The sequence below is a fragment of the Acetoanaerobium sticklandii genome (assembly GCF_000196455.1).
Classification (GTDB): domain Bacteria; phylum Bacillota; class Clostridia; order Peptostreptococcales; family Filifactoraceae; genus Acetoanaerobium; species Acetoanaerobium sticklandii.
On record NC_014614.1, the window covers coordinates 1,600,817 to 1,616,168 of the forward strand.

The 15,352-nt window shown below is 31.4% G+C and carries 14 protein-coding genes; 3 read left to right on the forward strand and 11 right to left on the reverse strand.

Annotated elements, in window-relative coordinates:
- Positions 1–61 precede the first annotated feature (61 nt).
- Positions 62–1,510, forward strand: coding sequence for an aminoacyl-histidine dipeptidase (locus tag CLOST_RS07375; protein WP_013361655.1), 1,449 nt, complete (start codon positions 62–64; stop codon positions 1,508–1,510).
- A 90-nt stretch (positions 1,511–1,600) separates the two neighbouring features.
- Here the strand turns inward: CLOST_RS07375 and CLOST_RS07380 are convergent, their stop codons facing one another.
- The 4 genes from CLOST_RS07380 to CLOST_RS07395 are packed head-to-tail and all read right to left on the reverse strand — an operon-like array spanning position 1,601 to position 4,914.
- Entirely contained in the window at positions 1,601–1,951 is a 351-nt protein-coding gene (locus CLOST_RS07380) for a phage holin family protein (RefSeq protein WP_041487146.1), read from the reverse strand.
- Complete coding sequence (gene thiI, locus CLOST_RS07385; protein ID WP_013361657.1) at positions 1,944–3,128, reverse strand: tRNA uracil 4-sulfurtransferase ThiI; 1,185 nt, start codon at positions 3,126–3,128, stop codon at positions 1,944–1,946. The genes CLOST_RS07380 and thiI overlap by 8 nt, the downstream gene beginning before the upstream one ends.
- A 19-nt stretch (positions 3,129–3,147) precedes the next feature.
- Entirely contained in the window at positions 3,148–4,299 is a 1,152-nt protein-coding gene (locus CLOST_RS07390; protein WP_013361658.1) for a cysteine desulfurase family protein, read from the reverse strand.
- A gap of 9 nt (positions 4,300–4,308) precedes the next feature.
- Positions 4,309–4,914 (reverse strand): lactate utilization protein, encoded by a 606-nt coding sequence (locus CLOST_RS07395; RefSeq protein ID WP_013361659.1) that lies wholly within the window; start codon positions 4,912–4,914, stop codon positions 4,309–4,311.
- A gap of 313 nt (positions 4,915–5,227) precedes the next feature.
- Here CLOST_RS07395 and CLOST_RS07400 point away from each other — a divergent pair, with 313 nt between their 5' ends.
- Positions 5,228–6,205 (forward strand): asparaginase, encoded by a 978-nt coding sequence (locus CLOST_RS07400; RefSeq protein ID WP_013361660.1) that lies wholly within the window; start codon positions 5,228–5,230, stop codon positions 6,203–6,205.
- Positions 6,206–6,330: 125 nt separating this feature from the next.
- Here CLOST_RS07400 and CLOST_RS07405 read toward each other — a convergent pair whose 3' ends face one another.
- The 6 genes from CLOST_RS07405 to CLOST_RS07430 all read right to left on the reverse strand — a co-directional run bounded on the left by CLOST_RS07405 (position 6,331) and on the right by CLOST_RS07430 (position 12,617).
- Positions 6,331–7,101, reverse strand: coding sequence for an acyl-CoA dehydratase activase (locus CLOST_RS07405; RefSeq protein ID WP_013361661.1), 771 nt, complete (start codon positions 7,099–7,101; stop codon positions 6,331–6,333).
- Between the two features lie 9 nt (positions 7,102–7,110).
- Positions 7,111–8,265, reverse strand: coding sequence for a double-cubane-cluster-containing anaerobic reductase (locus CLOST_RS07410; RefSeq protein ID WP_013361662.1), 1,155 nt, complete (start codon positions 8,263–8,265; stop codon positions 7,111–7,113).
- 142 nt (positions 8,266–8,407) lie between these two features.
- A complete protein-coding gene (locus CLOST_RS07415) occupies positions 8,408–9,601 on the reverse strand; it encodes a BaiN/RdsA family NAD(P)/FAD-dependent oxidoreductase (RefSeq protein ID WP_013361663.1) in 1,194 nt (397 codons plus the stop codon).
- A gap of 29 nt (positions 9,602–9,630) precedes the next feature.
- Positions 9,631–10,167, reverse strand: coding sequence for a TDE2712 family protein (locus tag CLOST_RS07420; RefSeq protein ID WP_013361664.1), 537 nt, complete (start codon positions 10,165–10,167; stop codon positions 9,631–9,633).
- 31 nt (positions 10,168–10,198) lie between these two features.
- Positions 10,199–10,477 (reverse strand): chorismate mutase, encoded by a 279-nt coding sequence (locus tag CLOST_RS07425; protein ID WP_013361665.1) that lies wholly within the window; start codon positions 10,475–10,477, stop codon positions 10,199–10,201.
- Between the two features lie 37 nt (positions 10,478–10,514).
- On the reverse strand, positions 10,515–12,617 hold the full coding sequence (locus CLOST_RS07430; protein WP_013361666.1) for a cell division protein FtsA: 2,103 nt from the start codon (positions 12,615–12,617) through the stop codon (positions 10,515–10,517).
- A 184-nt stretch (positions 12,618–12,801) separates the two neighbouring features.
- On the opposite strand from CLOST_RS07430, the gene CLOST_RS07435 reads away from it, so the two are divergent.
- On the forward strand, positions 12,802–13,692 hold the full coding sequence (locus CLOST_RS07435; RefSeq protein ID WP_013361667.1) for a selenium metabolism-associated LysR family transcriptional regulator: 891 nt from the start codon (positions 12,802–12,804) through the stop codon (positions 13,690–13,692).
- Between the two features lie 236 nt (positions 13,693–13,928).
- Here the strand turns inward: CLOST_RS07435 and CLOST_RS07440 are convergent, their stop codons facing one another.
- The gene (locus CLOST_RS07440; RefSeq protein WP_013361668.1) at positions 13,929–15,329 is read right to left on the reverse strand and encodes an aminopeptidase; all 1,401 of its coding nucleotides are present in this window, start codon (positions 15,327–15,329) and stop codon (positions 13,929–13,931) included.
- Between the last annotated feature and the right edge of the window lie 23 nt (positions 15,330–15,352).

Below are 15,352 nucleotides of genomic sequence, written 5' to 3' on the forward strand. Positions count from 1 at the left end.
ATAACAAATTATGTATGATATTCTATATATATAAAAGAAATTTTATGATGGAGGTTTTGTTATGCAATTATCAAAAAATGGACAGATTGTAATGGACTGGTTTAAAGAAATAACTAAAATTCCTAGATGTTCAGGAGAAGAAGCGGGAATATCTGAATTCCTTATAAAGTTTGCCAAAGATAACAATTTAGAAGCATTTATTGAAGAAACTACTGGTAACGTAATAATTAAAAAAAATGCTACCAAAGACTATGAAAATTCAAAGACTGTCATTTTACAAGGCCATCTAGACATGGTATGTGAAAAAAATCAAGGTATAGTTCATGATTTTTCTAAGGATGCATTAAAGCTTACAGAACATGAAGGTTTGCTTAGAGCTACTGGAACTACACTTGGTGCAGATAATGGAATTGCTATAGCATATGCACTTACTATACTTTCTTCTGATGAATTTGAGCATCCTCCTATTGAAGTAATTCTTACTACAGAAGAAGAAACTTCTATGAAGGGAGCCGAATTTTTCAATCCACAGAATTTAAAAGGTAGCAGATTGTTAAATCTAGATGCTGAAGAAGAAGGCGTATTTTATATTTCTTCTGCTGGAGGAATTGACCATCACATGTATTTGGATTTCAAGAAATCAAAGCCTAGTTTGGATTCAAAATATAAAGTCCTTATTTCAGGTTTAAAAGGTGGCCATTCAGGTTCAGATATTCATAAAGAAAGAGGAAATTCAATCAAGCTTTTAGCAAGAACCTTGGCTGAGCTAAACTCAAAATTCAACCTTGAACTAGCTGATTTTAATGGTGGTTCTAAAATAAACGCAATCCCTAGAGAAGCATCTTGTGCATTTTATATTGATAAAAGCTTTGAATCAGATTTAAATAAAATGATTAAAGAGCTAGAAAATCTATATAATAACGAGATGGGCTCTGCTGATTCTGTAACTTTAAGTATCGAAAAAAATCATGAATTTGATGCTGTTATGGATAAAGAATCTACAGATAAATTAATTAATGTACTTTTACTAATCCATTCTGGTATAGATCATAAAAGCGTAGATATAGAAGATTTTGTAATCAGCTCTCAAAATTTAGGAGTAGTTAAATTTGAAGATAATACAGTAATTATTTCAAATTCCTTAAGAAGCTCAATAAAAAGCTTAAAAACAGCAATGGTTCAAAAGCTTGATATAATTGCAAACGCTTTTAACCTTAGATTTGAATCTGAAGCAGATTATCCTGAGTGGCAATATAAGCCAAACTCAGATTTAAGAGATATAGCATGTAAGCTATATGAGGATTTAACAGGTAATAAGCCAATAATTAAAGCTATTCATGCAGGTCTAGAATGTGGTTTCTTTGCAGATGCTCTAAAAAATAACGATATAGATATTTTATCGTTCGGTCCTAATATGGATGGGGTTCACTCTCCTGATGAATATCTCGATATAAATTCAGCTGATAGAGTTTTTGGATTCTTAGTTGAACTATTAAAAACATTAAAATAATAACAGCCCTTAATGTATATTTGGCTTATTAAGCCTAATTCTATTTACAATAATTAAAAATCCTAGAAGAATTTTCTTCTAGGATTTTTTTTATTTATCATTCACATCTAAAAAATTTGATAGAATCATATTTATTATACTTACAATTATAGATCCAAAAATTGCACCTGAAAAGCTATAAACCTCAAATCCAGGAACTAGCCCTGCCACCATTGAAAAAATTATGCCATTTAATACTAAAGTAAATAAGCCAAATGTAAGAATAGTTATAGGCAAGGATAATATAAAAAGGATAGGCTTTATAATAGTATTAAATCCAGCAAATATTATCGCTGCTATAAATGCAGCCACAAATCCAGTAACCTCAACAGAACCTAAAAGATAGGAAGTAGCCATCAGAGCAAGTGCAAATACAAAACATCTGACTAGAAATTTACTCAAATTTTTTCATCTCCTTAATAACTCTAGAATCTATAGCATTGTTAATAAGCATTTCAATATTCAAGTTCTCTTCTGCTTTTAATATTTTTTCAAGCTTCGGCTTTGTAGCTGGCCTCTTTGGTAGAAACACAGTACAGCAATCCTCTTCAGGTATAATTGATACATCAAAGGTATCAATCTCTTTGGCTAAGGTTATTATATCCTCTTTATCATAAGATATAAGAGGCCTAAACACCGGAAGCAGCTTTACAGCGTTATTCGTTGCTAGTAGCCCTTCAGCCGTCTGAGAAGCTACTTGACCCATGCTTTCACCTGTAATAAGGCAATTACACTCTGTTTCTGTTGCTATTCTTTCAGCTATAGCCATCATAAAGCGTCTAGATAGAATAGTCATTAATTCCTCTGGACAATTTTCTGCAATTGATTGCTGTATTTCTAAAAGATTTACCATATGAATTTTAATCTGACCGGTATATGGTAATAAGGTTCTTGCTAAATCCATGATTTTTTCCTGTGATTTTTCACTTGTAAAAGGAAAGCTATGAAAATGAACAGCTTCAATATAAAGTCCTCTTTTAGACATAAGATAGGCAGCAACAGGGCTATCAATTCCTCCTGAAAGCAAGATACAACCCTTGCCATTTATTCCCCTTGGTAAACCTCCAACTCCTTTTATCTTGTCAGCAAATATTATATTAGAATCCGCTCTTAACTCAGCAGTAATATTTAAATCCGGATTTACTACATCAACTTTAAACCTTTGAGGGAATGTCTTGAGAACATAACCTCCAAGATCTATGCTCATTTCAGGAGATTTCATTGGAAATCTTTTGTCTAGTCTTTTAGCATTTACTTTAAAAGTCATAAGCTTGCTATCTTTAGTTTTTTCATCAACAAGCTTTTTTATTCCCTCTTTAAGATTCTCATATCCAGACTCTGTAACAATAGCTGGACTAATAGATACAACTCCAAAAACATTCTTAATTTTTTTAACTATTTGGTTAGGATCCTCACCATTAAGATGTACATAAATCCTTCCATCACCTTTTTTTACTTTCACGCTTTTGAATTGATATAGGGTGTACTCTATATTTTTGATTAGTTTGTTTTCAAAAACTGGTCTATTTAATCCTTTTATTGCAACCTCACCATTTCTTATTATTAAAATATCGTACATTCTTGCTCCTTCCTAAGCTTTATTTATAATTCAATAATTTTCTTAGCTTTGTAATTTCTTTTTTTAATACTTCTACTGTAAACTGAAGCTCGTCATCAGTGGTATTTTTTGAAAATGAAAATCTAATTGCTGAATCTTTGATTCCTAAACTTAAATTCAAGGATTCTAAAACTCTTGACCCTTTCTTTTTTGAAGAACAAGCTGAGCCGGTAGAAACGAAAATACCTTTTTGTTCAAGAGTATGAAGTAGGATTTCTCCTTTTACTCCTAAAAAAGAGATGTTGCAAATATAAGGTAATGAACTTTCAGATGAGTTTACAACAATATCCGTTATTTCTGATTTTAAATTTAAAATAAACTTTTCTCTAAGTTTTTTTATTCTATTTAAATCCTCACTTAAGCTACTCTTTTGTATATCTATTGCTTTTGATAACCCAGCTATATAAGCAGTATTTTCGGTGCCTGACCTAAATTGCATCTCCTGCCCTCCACCTGTAAGCAGTGGATGGATTTTCGTCTTTTCTCTTATATATAAAGCTCCTATCCCCTTAGGTGCATGAACCTTGTGTCCGCTTATGCTTAATAAATCTATATTTTCTAGATTAATTTTCAGCTTCAAAAATGATTGAACAGCATCTACATGATAGACTATGCTTTGTTTATATGATTTTATAACTTGGCCTATTTCATTTATAGGATTAATAGCTCCTATTTCATTATTTACATGCATAAGACTAACAAAAATAGTATCTTCTTTCAATGCATTTTTAACTTGGTCTGCAGTTATAATTCCATCTTTGTTCGGCTTTAAAAATGTCACCTTATAATCTTCTCTTTGTTGTAAATCTTCTAGTGTTTTGTATACTGAGTCATGCTCAGAAAAAGAACTAATTATATGCTTACCAGCTCTTTTGTTTGCAGATAAAGCGCCTCCAATAGCCATATTATTCGACTCAGTTCCACAAGAAGTGAACACAATTTCTTTAGGTTTTGCATCTCCTAACGCATCAGCTAGAGTGCTTCTTGATTTTTTTATAATTTTCTCAGCTTCTATTCCAATTTTGTGTATAGATGATGGGTTGCCAAAGCACTCCCTAAGATTTGATGTGATTTCATCTATTACTTCTGAATTCGGTATAGTTGTTGAGCTATTGTCTAAATATATTTGCATTTTTCACCTCTAATAACCTAAATTTTCTCCAACTATACATATCCTAATATCGGTAGTAGGGATATTTCCTTCAATTATAGTTGTTACATTACACATTCTTTCATCACTTCTACAGTCAGTACATTGTCCTGTCACTGCACAAGGCAAGTTTCTTTCAAGTCTTCTTGCATTTTGAGGGCATGCAATAGTTTTAATACGATTCAGAGCGCTATCTAAATCATTCGCAATTTTATTTTCTCCAGCTATTATAAAAACTTTTTTAGGCCCAAAAATCATAGACGCAACTCTGTTTGCATTACCGTCGATATTCACAAGTCTGCCATCTAAGGTAATCGCATTTGTGCTTGAAAAATATGAATCTACGTGCTGAGCTTTCTTTAGCACTTCGAGTCTCTCATTTGGCTCAGCCTTCCAGTGCCAAAAAACTTCTTTTCCTTGATCTATGAACTTCTCATAAAGACCTAAGTCATCTAATGTTTTTGATCCACCAAATCCTATTTTTTCATCCTCATTTGTTTCCTTCATGATGTATTTAAATAATTCATCTCTATCTACAAAGAACTCTGCTTTAAATCTTCTTATTCTTAGATTTTTAATTAAATTATCTATACTCAATTTTACTCACCTCTAACGATAATTTTATATAATATATTATTTATTATAACTTAAAACAAAAAAATTACCTATCATAATTATGTTTTATGCAGCTTTTTAAAAAATTATTGCAGATAATACATTTATTTGGTATACTATTAAAGACGGTTATCCCCCCTGATAACCTCAAAATCTCTATTCCCAATACCCCTTTGAAACGAGTTTTTCGTTTACCTCTGCAAATGCAGAGGTTTTTTTCTATTTATGTAGACTTTTATAACTTTAAAATGTTAGAATTTTATTATGCTGAAATTCACGAGAGGGGTTAGACTAAATGAAACCAAAAGTGGCAATTATATTTACAGGTGGAACTATTTCTATGACCGTAGACGAAAAAGTAGGAGCAGCAATTCCTACATTAACTGGTAGCCAAATCCTTTCTATGGTATCAAACATAGACAAGCTAGCAGAAATTGAAGTAATTGAGTATGCTGAAATTCCTGGTCCTCATATGACTATAGATAGATTAATGGAAATTCGCTCATTGATTCAAGATTTAGTGAAAAGAAATGATATAAGTGGAGTCATAATAACACATGGAACAGATTCCCTTGAAGAAACTGCATATTTTCTTGACTTAACGATTAATACACCTAAACCAGTAGTTGTTGTGGGTGCTATGAGAAACAGTTCAGAGCTTGGATATGATGGTCCAAGCAATTTAGCTGCAGCAGTTTGTACTGCGATATCTCCTCTTGCTATGAACAAGGGAGTCTTAGTAGTATTAAACAACGAAGTTAACCTTGCAATGGAAGTTACAAAAACTAATACCTTGTCACTTAATACCTTTCAGTCTCCATATGGTGCAATTGGAACAATTGATACAAATGATTTAATCGTACATAGAGATATAGTAACAAAACAATTTATCGATACTGATACCATAGAAAATAATGTCTATCTAATTAAATCCTATTTAGACATGGATGATTCTCTTATAAATTGTGCTGTAAATGCCGGAGCAAAAGGAATAGTAATAGAAGCAATGGGAAGAGGTAATTTGCCTCCAAAGGCCTTAGCTGGAGTTAAGTATGCCCTAAAAAATAATGTAGTAGTAGTTATAGTATCTAGATGCCCTTCAGGTAGAGTTATGGAATCTTATGGATATGAAGGTGGGGGAAAGGATTTGACCTCTATGGGAGTAGTTCTAGGCGGCGAGCTAAATGGTCAAAAAGCAAGACTTAAGCTAATGGTAGCACTTGGATATACCGATGATATTGATGAAATTAGAAATATTTTTAAAATATCTTAATAGCAAATTTCTACAAAAATTCAATTAGGATTTTAGTAGTCTCAATAAAAATAGTAGGGCTAATTGGAAATAAAGAACTTTCATTTCCAATAGCCCTGTTTTTCTTTTAACACTAACGTTCTAAACTACATTATTATTTTATTTGCTTTTTGATTGCCAATAACAGCTGCCCCAATTGCTCCAACATACTGAGCATATTCATGAGTCACCACTTCGCAATTTAGCTTTTCAGCTAATAGTAATCTTACTTCATTGCTCTTAGCAAGGCCTCCACTAAAAAATACTTTAGATTTAGAATTGATTGGCATTTTTTTTGCAAAATTTGAAGTTCTAATACAAATAGAATCAATAATTCCCTTTGCTATATTTCCTGGATCATTATTATTAGCTAAAAGACTAATCACTTCACTCTCTGCAAAAACTGTACACATACTCGAAATCTTAACAGCAGTTTTATCCTTGATAAAGCTATCTATATGTCCAATGTCTTTATGAAGTATTTTCATCATTACTTCAATAAACCTGCCAGTTCCTGCTGCGCACTTATCATTCATAAGAAAATCTATAACTTGGCCATCAGAGCTTAGCATGATTGCTTTACTATCTTGACCTCCAATGTCGATTACTGCATCAATTCCATTACATAGATAAGCAGCACCCTTTGCATGACAAGTTATCTCCGTAATAGATTTATCGGCATTTTCAAGTAAGTTCCTGCCATATCCAGTTGTTACAGTAAAGGCTTCTTTTCCCTTAGTCAGTTCTGAGTGTATACTCATCATCGTACTCTTTGGATTATAGCCAGTTGGCTCAATAAGAGTTTTTATAATTGAATTATTTTCAAACAAAACTCCTTTTGTGGTAGTAGAGCCAGAATCAATTCCTACAATTAACATCAATTCCTCCTATAGCATCTCTATAAACGCCGACATTCTAGTATTAAGCTGTCCTACATCAGATGTAGAATAATCAGTTTCTATACTCATATACGGAATATTTTTTTCTTTATTTACAAATTGCTTGATTGTAAGAGTTTCAACGCTATAGGTATGACAGGCTTGCAATAAAACATCTACAACTGCATCTACCTTATATTCATCTATAGCTTTATTAAGCATAGTTATCCTATTAGGGTTAGGAGTCATGCATGAACAGCCTATTGAAAGATATTTCTCAGCAAGAGCAGCATAAACATCGTTATTATCTTCTGATACATTTTCTTCAATAGCTTTAGCTCCCATACAGTTTTCAAAGAAAACAACATAAGCACCATTGTCTTCGATTGCTTTTACAACCTTTTCAGTTACTCCTCCAATTGGACAGCCTGTAATTAATATTCTAGGTTTTGAGTCTAGCTTCTTCCCAGAATTATACTCATCTAAAATTCGACTTGTAAGATTTTTTACTTCTTCAATAGTGTCTTCTCTATTAAACTTAAATGTTGAACCATAAAGAACTTTTAAAATATCTCCTCCTGAAATTGCTGGTGGATTTAGTTTTCCAAGAGAATAAAAATCCTTAAGAGCTGAACGCTCTCTATTTTTTAAATTAATAGCTGATTTTATTGCATCTTCAGTTATTTCAACATCAAATTTTTCCTCTAGTAACTCTTTTAATTTTACTATTTCACTTTTCCACAGCTCAAATGCCTGATCTCCAAACTGAGTATTAGGAAGCTGCATCACATATACATCTTTAAACTGCCCCATATGCTCGTACATTTTCTTTTTACCATCACAGGTTGTCTCTCCTACTACTAAATCAGAAAAATAAAAATATGGACATTTGTCTGTTTTTCCAAAACCATAACTTGACTTAATAAGTGGACAGAGATTTCTCGGTAAATCAACCTCAGCATCAGCTATAGTTTCGTCAGATGTCGCACATAAAGAAACTACTGCTGCTCCCATAGCAAGTGGTAGTTCTTGAGGCATATATGTACAAAATGTTCCAATCATTGGTTTATTTTGATCTTTGAATTGTTTTGCAGAAATAAATCCATTTCTTCTTGCTTCAGAAAAATCCTCAAAAATTTCTGGTAAGTCTTTTCTTATTTCCATTAAATAACCTCCTAGTATTAATAATACTTCAATACTAATCATAAGATAGAAAAAAATACCCGTCTAATAGAAAGATTTTATTCAACAAATAGAAATTTCAAATACCTGCATTTTTTTAGTGTAGTATATTAAAGGTTTAATCTCAAATTGATGCGCTATAACCACTTAGTGCCCCTGTAGAAAATGCTATTTGCAGGTTATATCCTCCCGTATTAGCATCTAAATCAAGCACTTCTCCCGCAAAATAAAGACCCTTTACAATTCTAGATTCTAAGGTTGATGGATTTACTTTTTTTAAATCTACGCCTCCTTTTGTAACTATCCCTTCAGAGAGCTTTCCAAACCCAGTTACTTCGACATTATATGATTTTAAATTGCCAACTAATTCATTTGCTTGAGCTTTTTTCAAATTAAAAATCTTATCTGCATCTATATCTGGAAGTATTGTTTTAATAAGCTCAGTTGGAAGATATCCCTTGAATCTATTGTAAAGATTCTTCTTCGACTTTTCATATAGTATGTCAGTAATTTTATCGCTAGATATGTCTGGTAAAAAATCTATGAATAAACTTATATCGCTTAGCTTATAGCTAGATATATAGCTGCTCAAATCTAACACCGCAGGTCCACTAATTCCATTATGAGTAAATATCATAGAGCCTCTAGTTGAGTATAGTTTTTTACCATGCTTTGAAGTTAGTATAACATCATCTAATGATATCCCCGCTAAGTTTGAAGTCATGGAAGTTTTTAGTGGAACTAGAGCTGGATATAATTCAGTTGTTTTTATACCTAGCTTTTTTAAAATAGAAAATAGCTTTCCATCAGAGCCTGTTAAAGGATAACTGCATCCACCTGAACACACAACAACGCAGTCCGAAGTATATAAATTTTTATCCGTTTTCACACCCAATACTTTGGAATCTTGGATTATTATGTCAGATACGTCTTCGTTTAGCTTAATATCTACTTTACTTTCAATGAGCAGCTTTTCTAACACAGATAAAATCTCATCTGCCCTATTGCTTACTGGATATATTTTTTGCCCTTCAGATTTAAATTTAACACCTTCACTTTTAAACATTTCCAAAAGCTCATCTTTTCCAAAAAAATTAAATGAGCTATAAAGAAATTTTTCATTGCTAGTAATATGAGAATAAAAATCACTTAGAGGCAGATTGCTAGTAATATTGCATCTGCCTCCACCTGTTATAAGCAATTTTTTACCTAAAATTTTATTCTTATCAAGCAGTGTTACACTTGAACTTTGTTTCGAAGCATAAAGCGCAGCCATCATACCTGATGGTCCTGCGCCAATTATAACTATCTTTTTCAATATAATCTCCTTTATCTTACCCCGTCAAATTAATTCATTGATAAAATTAAATTTTTAATATAATCCTTTACTTCTTTATCTTCAAATAAAACTACTTCCTCATTAAATAAATCTGGTTTTACTAAAAAGAAATTTAAATATAGTTTATTATTTTCAATCTTATTAGCATCCATATGTCCAGGGAAAAACACAATCTCTATTTCTTCATAAGGAAAATCAGCTTTACTTTCATTAATTTCTTTAGCTACATTATCTAAATTTAATTTTTTTAACGGAGCTATCATCTGTTGCATTAGGGTCATGTCTTCAAGCATCCACATGTTATTATTCCAAAATCTTCTTTCTTTTTTATTTGTGCTATTAAGTAGCTCTCTATTTGATATAGCGCTTAAAACTACTCTTACAGATTCCATACCAAACTCAGAATCATATACTTCTTTCATAGCATCTTTTCCTGCTATGCTCATTATATATGCCTCTCCTACCTTTTCCTTATCTTTTGTTGCTTGCCAAAAATAAAGCATTCCCTCTAAAACTTCTAGGTTTAAAACTATTCTCTTTAACATTTTTCAGCCTCCTAAAATAATTAATATAATTTTAATTTCCTGTATCCTTTGATTTAAGTTGTAGCTTTCTAGATATTGCAATTATAGCTTTCATATACTCAGTTATCTCATCACTATAAGCCTTATTATTTAAGTTAAAGATTGCTTGGCTTATCACTTCTGCTTCTCTAAGCTCATTTACAATAGGTATATCATTATTTTTTTTAACCTTATCGATATTTGTTACTATATCTAACCTTTGCTCAAACAAATCAATCAGCTTTTTGTCAATTTCATCTATTTGGGCCCTATATGTTTTTAAATCTTTCAATAAAATCTTACTCCTAACTAATTACTTCACAACAAAACTATATCCATTTTATAACAACTTCATCGCCATTTTTTAGCTCCTTCATAAAATCAGCTTGACTTCCATTATGAAGCAAAAGCAGCTTTCCATTTGCCTTAGTTCTATCAAAATCTATATAATCAAAAATATCAATAAATAGTAATTTTGATTTTTTAGGCTCTAGTTCTATTAGCTCATCATTATATTTAATCTTAAACGTTGAATATACTAAATCTCTAGTTTGCCCAATATCATTATACACCTTATTATGTTGATCTGTTATGTTGTCGCTTTTGATATCGATTGTAAAGTTCTCAAAATAATTTTCTTTAGTTTCTTCTAATTCTTCTTCATCAATATCATAAGCTTGTAAATTCTCATACTCATTCGTAAAATCTATTTCACATCCAGAAACAAGAGGAGATGTAAGCTCAGACAGCTTATCGTTTACTAATATGCTATCTATCTCACCAATATTATAGTAATCAAATAAGTCTTTGACTGAGTACAAATATTTATAATCTATCTTGTCATTGTCATTTAACTCACAATCCCAAGCATCTATGCTTTGGCCATTTAATGTAACATCTACTATTCTATTTTTAGGTTCTTTTTTTAAATACACTACATCTTTTTCATCCAAAATTTGATTTAAATAAATCTTAGCATTTTTACCCTGAATAGCAGGATCTATTATTATACTATCTCCATCGTTGATGTCAGAATCTAAGTTTGCAATTTTTCCATTTAAAAATATATTTGCTTCCTTGCCGTACTCGCCTGTAATTAACTTCTCAGTATTATTAACATAAATTTTTAAGGACTTACCTTTTCTTGGTATAAGGTCAATTGGATCAAATCCAGCTAAAATTATAGCATCACTAATTTTGAGCTTTTTACTTCTAAACATTTTTACTTTAGAGTCATTGACTCTTACTTCTATAAAATCATTTCTCTTATTTTTTGATGTGCACAAAATTATACCAATAGGGGTAACTCCTTCTGGCCCATTTACCATACCTTTTGATGCAATCAAATTTGGGATAGCCTCAATAGTTTTCATTGCAACTCTTTCTTTTGGAAGCTCCAGCTTTGATGCAATGAAATTATTCAGTCTAGGTATTTGGCTGGCTCCACCAATCAAAAATACTGCACTAGGAGACTTACCATTATGTTTTATTATATTTTCAGCTATCTCTGATGCTACACTTTCAATAGATGGTTCTATAGTATCTAGGATGTCAGCTGATGACATACTTTGATTGATGCCCAAAATGTCATTAAATGATTGCTCACTGCTATTACATAAATTACATTTTACAGCTTCAGCAGTATCAAAATCTAAAAGATACGTCTTTGCTAACATTTCTGTAATTTCATCTCCAGCTGTAGAGGTCATAGCATAGGCCGCAATTGTACCATCTTTTGTAATTGCAATATCTGATGTTCCAGCTCCAATATCTACAAGTGCAACATTTAATAATCTTATATTATTTGGCACAGCTGCTTCTATGGCTGCAATAGGCTCTAGAGTCATGAATCCCACATCTAAACCTATATTATCCATAACCTTATAAAGCCCATCAACTACAATTTGAGGTAGAAAAGTAGCGATAATTTCAATATACAGATTTGAGCCTTTATGACCAAGTGGGTTAATTATCATTGAATTATCAAGCATATAATTTATAACTGTATGACCTACATTATAATAGTTATGGTTATTTTCATCTTGCTGAACAAGTATTTGTCTAGCTTTTTGGATAGCCTCTATTTCTAAGCTCTTTAGTATATGTTTGTCTACAGGTACATCAGGCTCTATTTTGATACTTGAATCTGTTCTAATTGTTTTTAATGATCTTCCTGCCGCAGCTATAGATACTTCCTTTAATTCATATCCAATTTCAAATTCTAGCTTTTCTTTTACTAATCTTGCTATTTTGGTTACGCCCTCAATATCATGAATTTGCCCGTCAAGCATAACTCTATCTTTATGAAATTCAGTTACACTATGGATAATATTCAGCTTATCGTCAATAAACTCTGCTACTATACCCATTATGCTTCTAGTTCCTATATCAAGACAAAAAAATATTTTATTTTGGTTATCTATGGTATTCATGACAACACCCTTCCTGATAATCATTAATAACAATATAAATTATAGCATAAATAGTTTTTATTAATAGATATAATCGACTAAGCTTGTTGAATTTCTATTAATATAATCTTATACTAAAAAGTGGAACAATATTATTAAATCTAAGATATAATATAATACAGAATAAATAGATGGAGGAAATATAATGGACTTTAGACAATTAGAATCTTTTATAGCTATTGCAAAAAATAAAAGTTTTTCTAAGGCTGCCCGTGAGCTTTACTTGACTCAGCCTACACTTAGCAATCATATGCAGAATTTAGAAAAAGAGCTAGGTACTTTTCTTCTCAATAGAACAAATAGAGAAATCTCGTTAACTAGAGCTGGCGAAATATTTTATGATTACGCACAAAAGATTTTATCTTTAAAAGACACTGCCCAGTATAACCTAGGCGAATATGTTGGAAAAATAGAAGGTACTCTTACTATAAATGCAAGTACTATACCAGAGCAATACATAATTCCTAGTCTTCTAACTGACTTTAGCTCCCTCTATCCAAATATTACATATAAGGTAAATCATCTAGATTCTTTTGAAATAGTAGAATCATTAAAAGATTGTAAGATTCCATTTGGGTTTACAGGCTCATTCTTTAAAGATTCATCTTTAGAATACCTTCCTATTATGAAAGATGATCTTGTTTTAATTACTCCAGTAGATTTTGATAATGAATCAGATGTAGTAAGCTTAGAAACTTTGCAAACTCTTCCAATGGTTTTAAGAGAGGAAGGCTCAGGAACTAGAAATCTTTTATCAAAAGAATTAAAAAGACATAAAATAAGTATCTATGATTTAAAAATTAAATCCATGGCAGAAAACACCCAAACAATAAAAAGCTTAGTTCAAGCTGGACTTTGCTGCTCTATTGTTTCATCCAAAGCTATTGAAAATGAACTTAAGCTTGGACTTATAAAAAAATATAAAGTTGCTGACTTGAATTTGGAAAGAAATTTTTATTTTGTTTATTCAAAAGAAAGAATTTTTTCTCACCTAGAAAAGAACTTTATTGATTATATTTCTTCTATTTACAAGTAAATTATAATCCCCATAAGAATTAAAACTATTAGAAAAATTAAAGATTTCAAATGGTTATATAAAATCTTATTGTCTTCAAAATAAAACAAAAAACCTCCATTTAGAAAATCTAATTATAGATTACTCTAAACAGAGGTTTTTATTCTTAATAAAATAATTTTCATTTTGAAAAAGCACTAAGCTTTGCTAAATTCTATAGCAAGTCTTCATTACTTTTATTGCTAAGGTTATTGTGCCTATTTTAAGAAACTGCTGTAAGCTCTATAAGTCATATAGATATCTGCTTTGCTTACAAGCTCAAGAGGTGCGTGCATGCTAAGCATAGGAACACCACAATCAACTACTTCTGCACCATATTGCGCAAGAATATAAGCTATAGTTCCACCACCGCCTTGATCAACTTTTCCAAGTTCACCAATTTGCCAGATAACCTCGTTTTGTTCAAACACTTTTCTTACATATGCAAGGTATTCAGCATTTGCATCATTACAGCCACCCTTGCCTCTTGCTCCAGTATATTTTGAAATTGTAACTCCATGACCAATCATAGCGGCATTCTTTTTATCTAAAACTTCTGGGAATGTAGGATCAAATCCAACTGTAACGTCTGCAGATAATACTTTAGAGTTAGCAAATGCTCTTCTTACCTTTAGATCAGAATATTCTCCCTGTAAGGCAATAAGTTCAGCTATCATATTCTCAAAGAATTTAGATTCCATACTAGTGTTTCCTACTGAGCCTATCTCTTCTTTATCTACAAATAAAGAAACTGCAGTAATCTCAGGGATTTCCACATCAAATATAGCCTCTAAACCAGCATATGCACATACTCTATCATCATGGCCGTGAGCTGAAATCATAGAGCTATCAAGTCCAACATGTCTTGCTTTATCTGCTGGAACTATTTCAAACTCTGCAAGCATAAAATCCTCTTCAATTATTCCGTATTTTTCATTAAGTATATGTAGAATATTTTCTTTTACTGGGTCTTTAATTTCTTTTTCTTCGCTGTCAATTGAAATCATAGGTCTATGGCCTACAACAACATTTAATTGCTCACCTGTTATTCCTTCAGATAATTTCTTTTGCATTTGGTCAGCTGATAAATGAATTAGTAAATCATTAATATAAAACACTGGCTCATCTTGATTCTCTCCAATAGAAATATCTATTTTATTTCCATCTTTAGTAAATACTATTCCATGTAGGCTAAGTGGTATGCATGTCCACTGATATTTCTTAACTCCACCATAATAATGTGTTTTTAATAATGCCATATTCCCATCTTCATAAAGTGGAAATGGCTTTAAATCAAGTCGTGGCGCATCGATATGCGAACCAACAATATTCATTCCAGATTCTAAGCTTTGTTTTCCTATAACTACAAGTGCTACTGACTTTTCTTTATTATTGAGATATATCTTAGTTCCAGGTTCGATCTTTCCTGTTTTTAGAACTTCATTATAATCTTCAAAGCCATTATTTTTAGCTAATTTTATGATTTCATTAGCACAACGTCTTTCAGTTTTAGAATTATCTAGAAATGCCATATAGCGATTTGCATAATCCATAACTAAGTCAAGTTCATTTTCTTTTAAATTTTTCCAAACATTTTTCGATTCATGTTTCAACGCCATAAATTACCTCCAAAATATATTTA

Excerpts from the sequence above, each read along its gene's own strand:
- CLOST_RS07375 (WP_013361655.1), top strand. The coding sequence starts at position 62 with ATGCAATTATCAAAAAATGGACAGATTGTAATGGACTGGTTTAAAGAA.
- thiI (WP_013361657.1), bottom strand. The coding sequence starts at position 3,128 with ATGTACGATATTTTAATAATAAGAAATGGTGAGGTTGCAATAAAAGGA.
- CLOST_RS07390 (WP_013361658.1), bottom strand. The coding sequence starts at position 4,299 with ATGCAAATATATTTAGACAATAGCTCAACAACTATACCGAATTCAGAA.
- CLOST_RS07400 (WP_013361660.1), top strand. The coding sequence starts at position 5,228 with ATGAAACCAAAAGTGGCAATTATATTTACAGGTGGAACTATTTCTATG.
- CLOST_RS07405 (WP_013361661.1), bottom strand. The coding sequence starts at position 7,101 with ATGTTAATTGTAGGAATTGATTCTGGCTCTACTACCACAAAAGGAGTT.
- CLOST_RS07410 (WP_013361662.1), bottom strand. The coding sequence starts at position 8,265 with ATGGAAATAAGAAAAGACTTACCAGAAATTTTTGAGGATTTTTCTGAA.
- CLOST_RS07420 (WP_013361664.1), bottom strand. The coding sequence starts at position 10,167 with ATGTTAAAGAGAATAGTTTTAAACCTAGAAGTTTTAGAGGGAATGCTT.
- CLOST_RS07430 (WP_013361666.1), bottom strand. The coding sequence starts at position 12,617 with ATGAATACCATAGATAACCAAAATAAAATATTTTTTTGTCTTGATATA.
- CLOST_RS07435 (WP_013361667.1), top strand. The coding sequence starts at position 12,802 with ATGGACTTTAGACAATTAGAATCTTTTATAGCTATTGCAAAAAATAAA.
- CLOST_RS07440 (WP_013361668.1), bottom strand. The coding sequence starts at position 15,329 with ATGGCGTTGAAACATGAATCGAAAAATGTTTGGAAAAATTTAAAAGAA.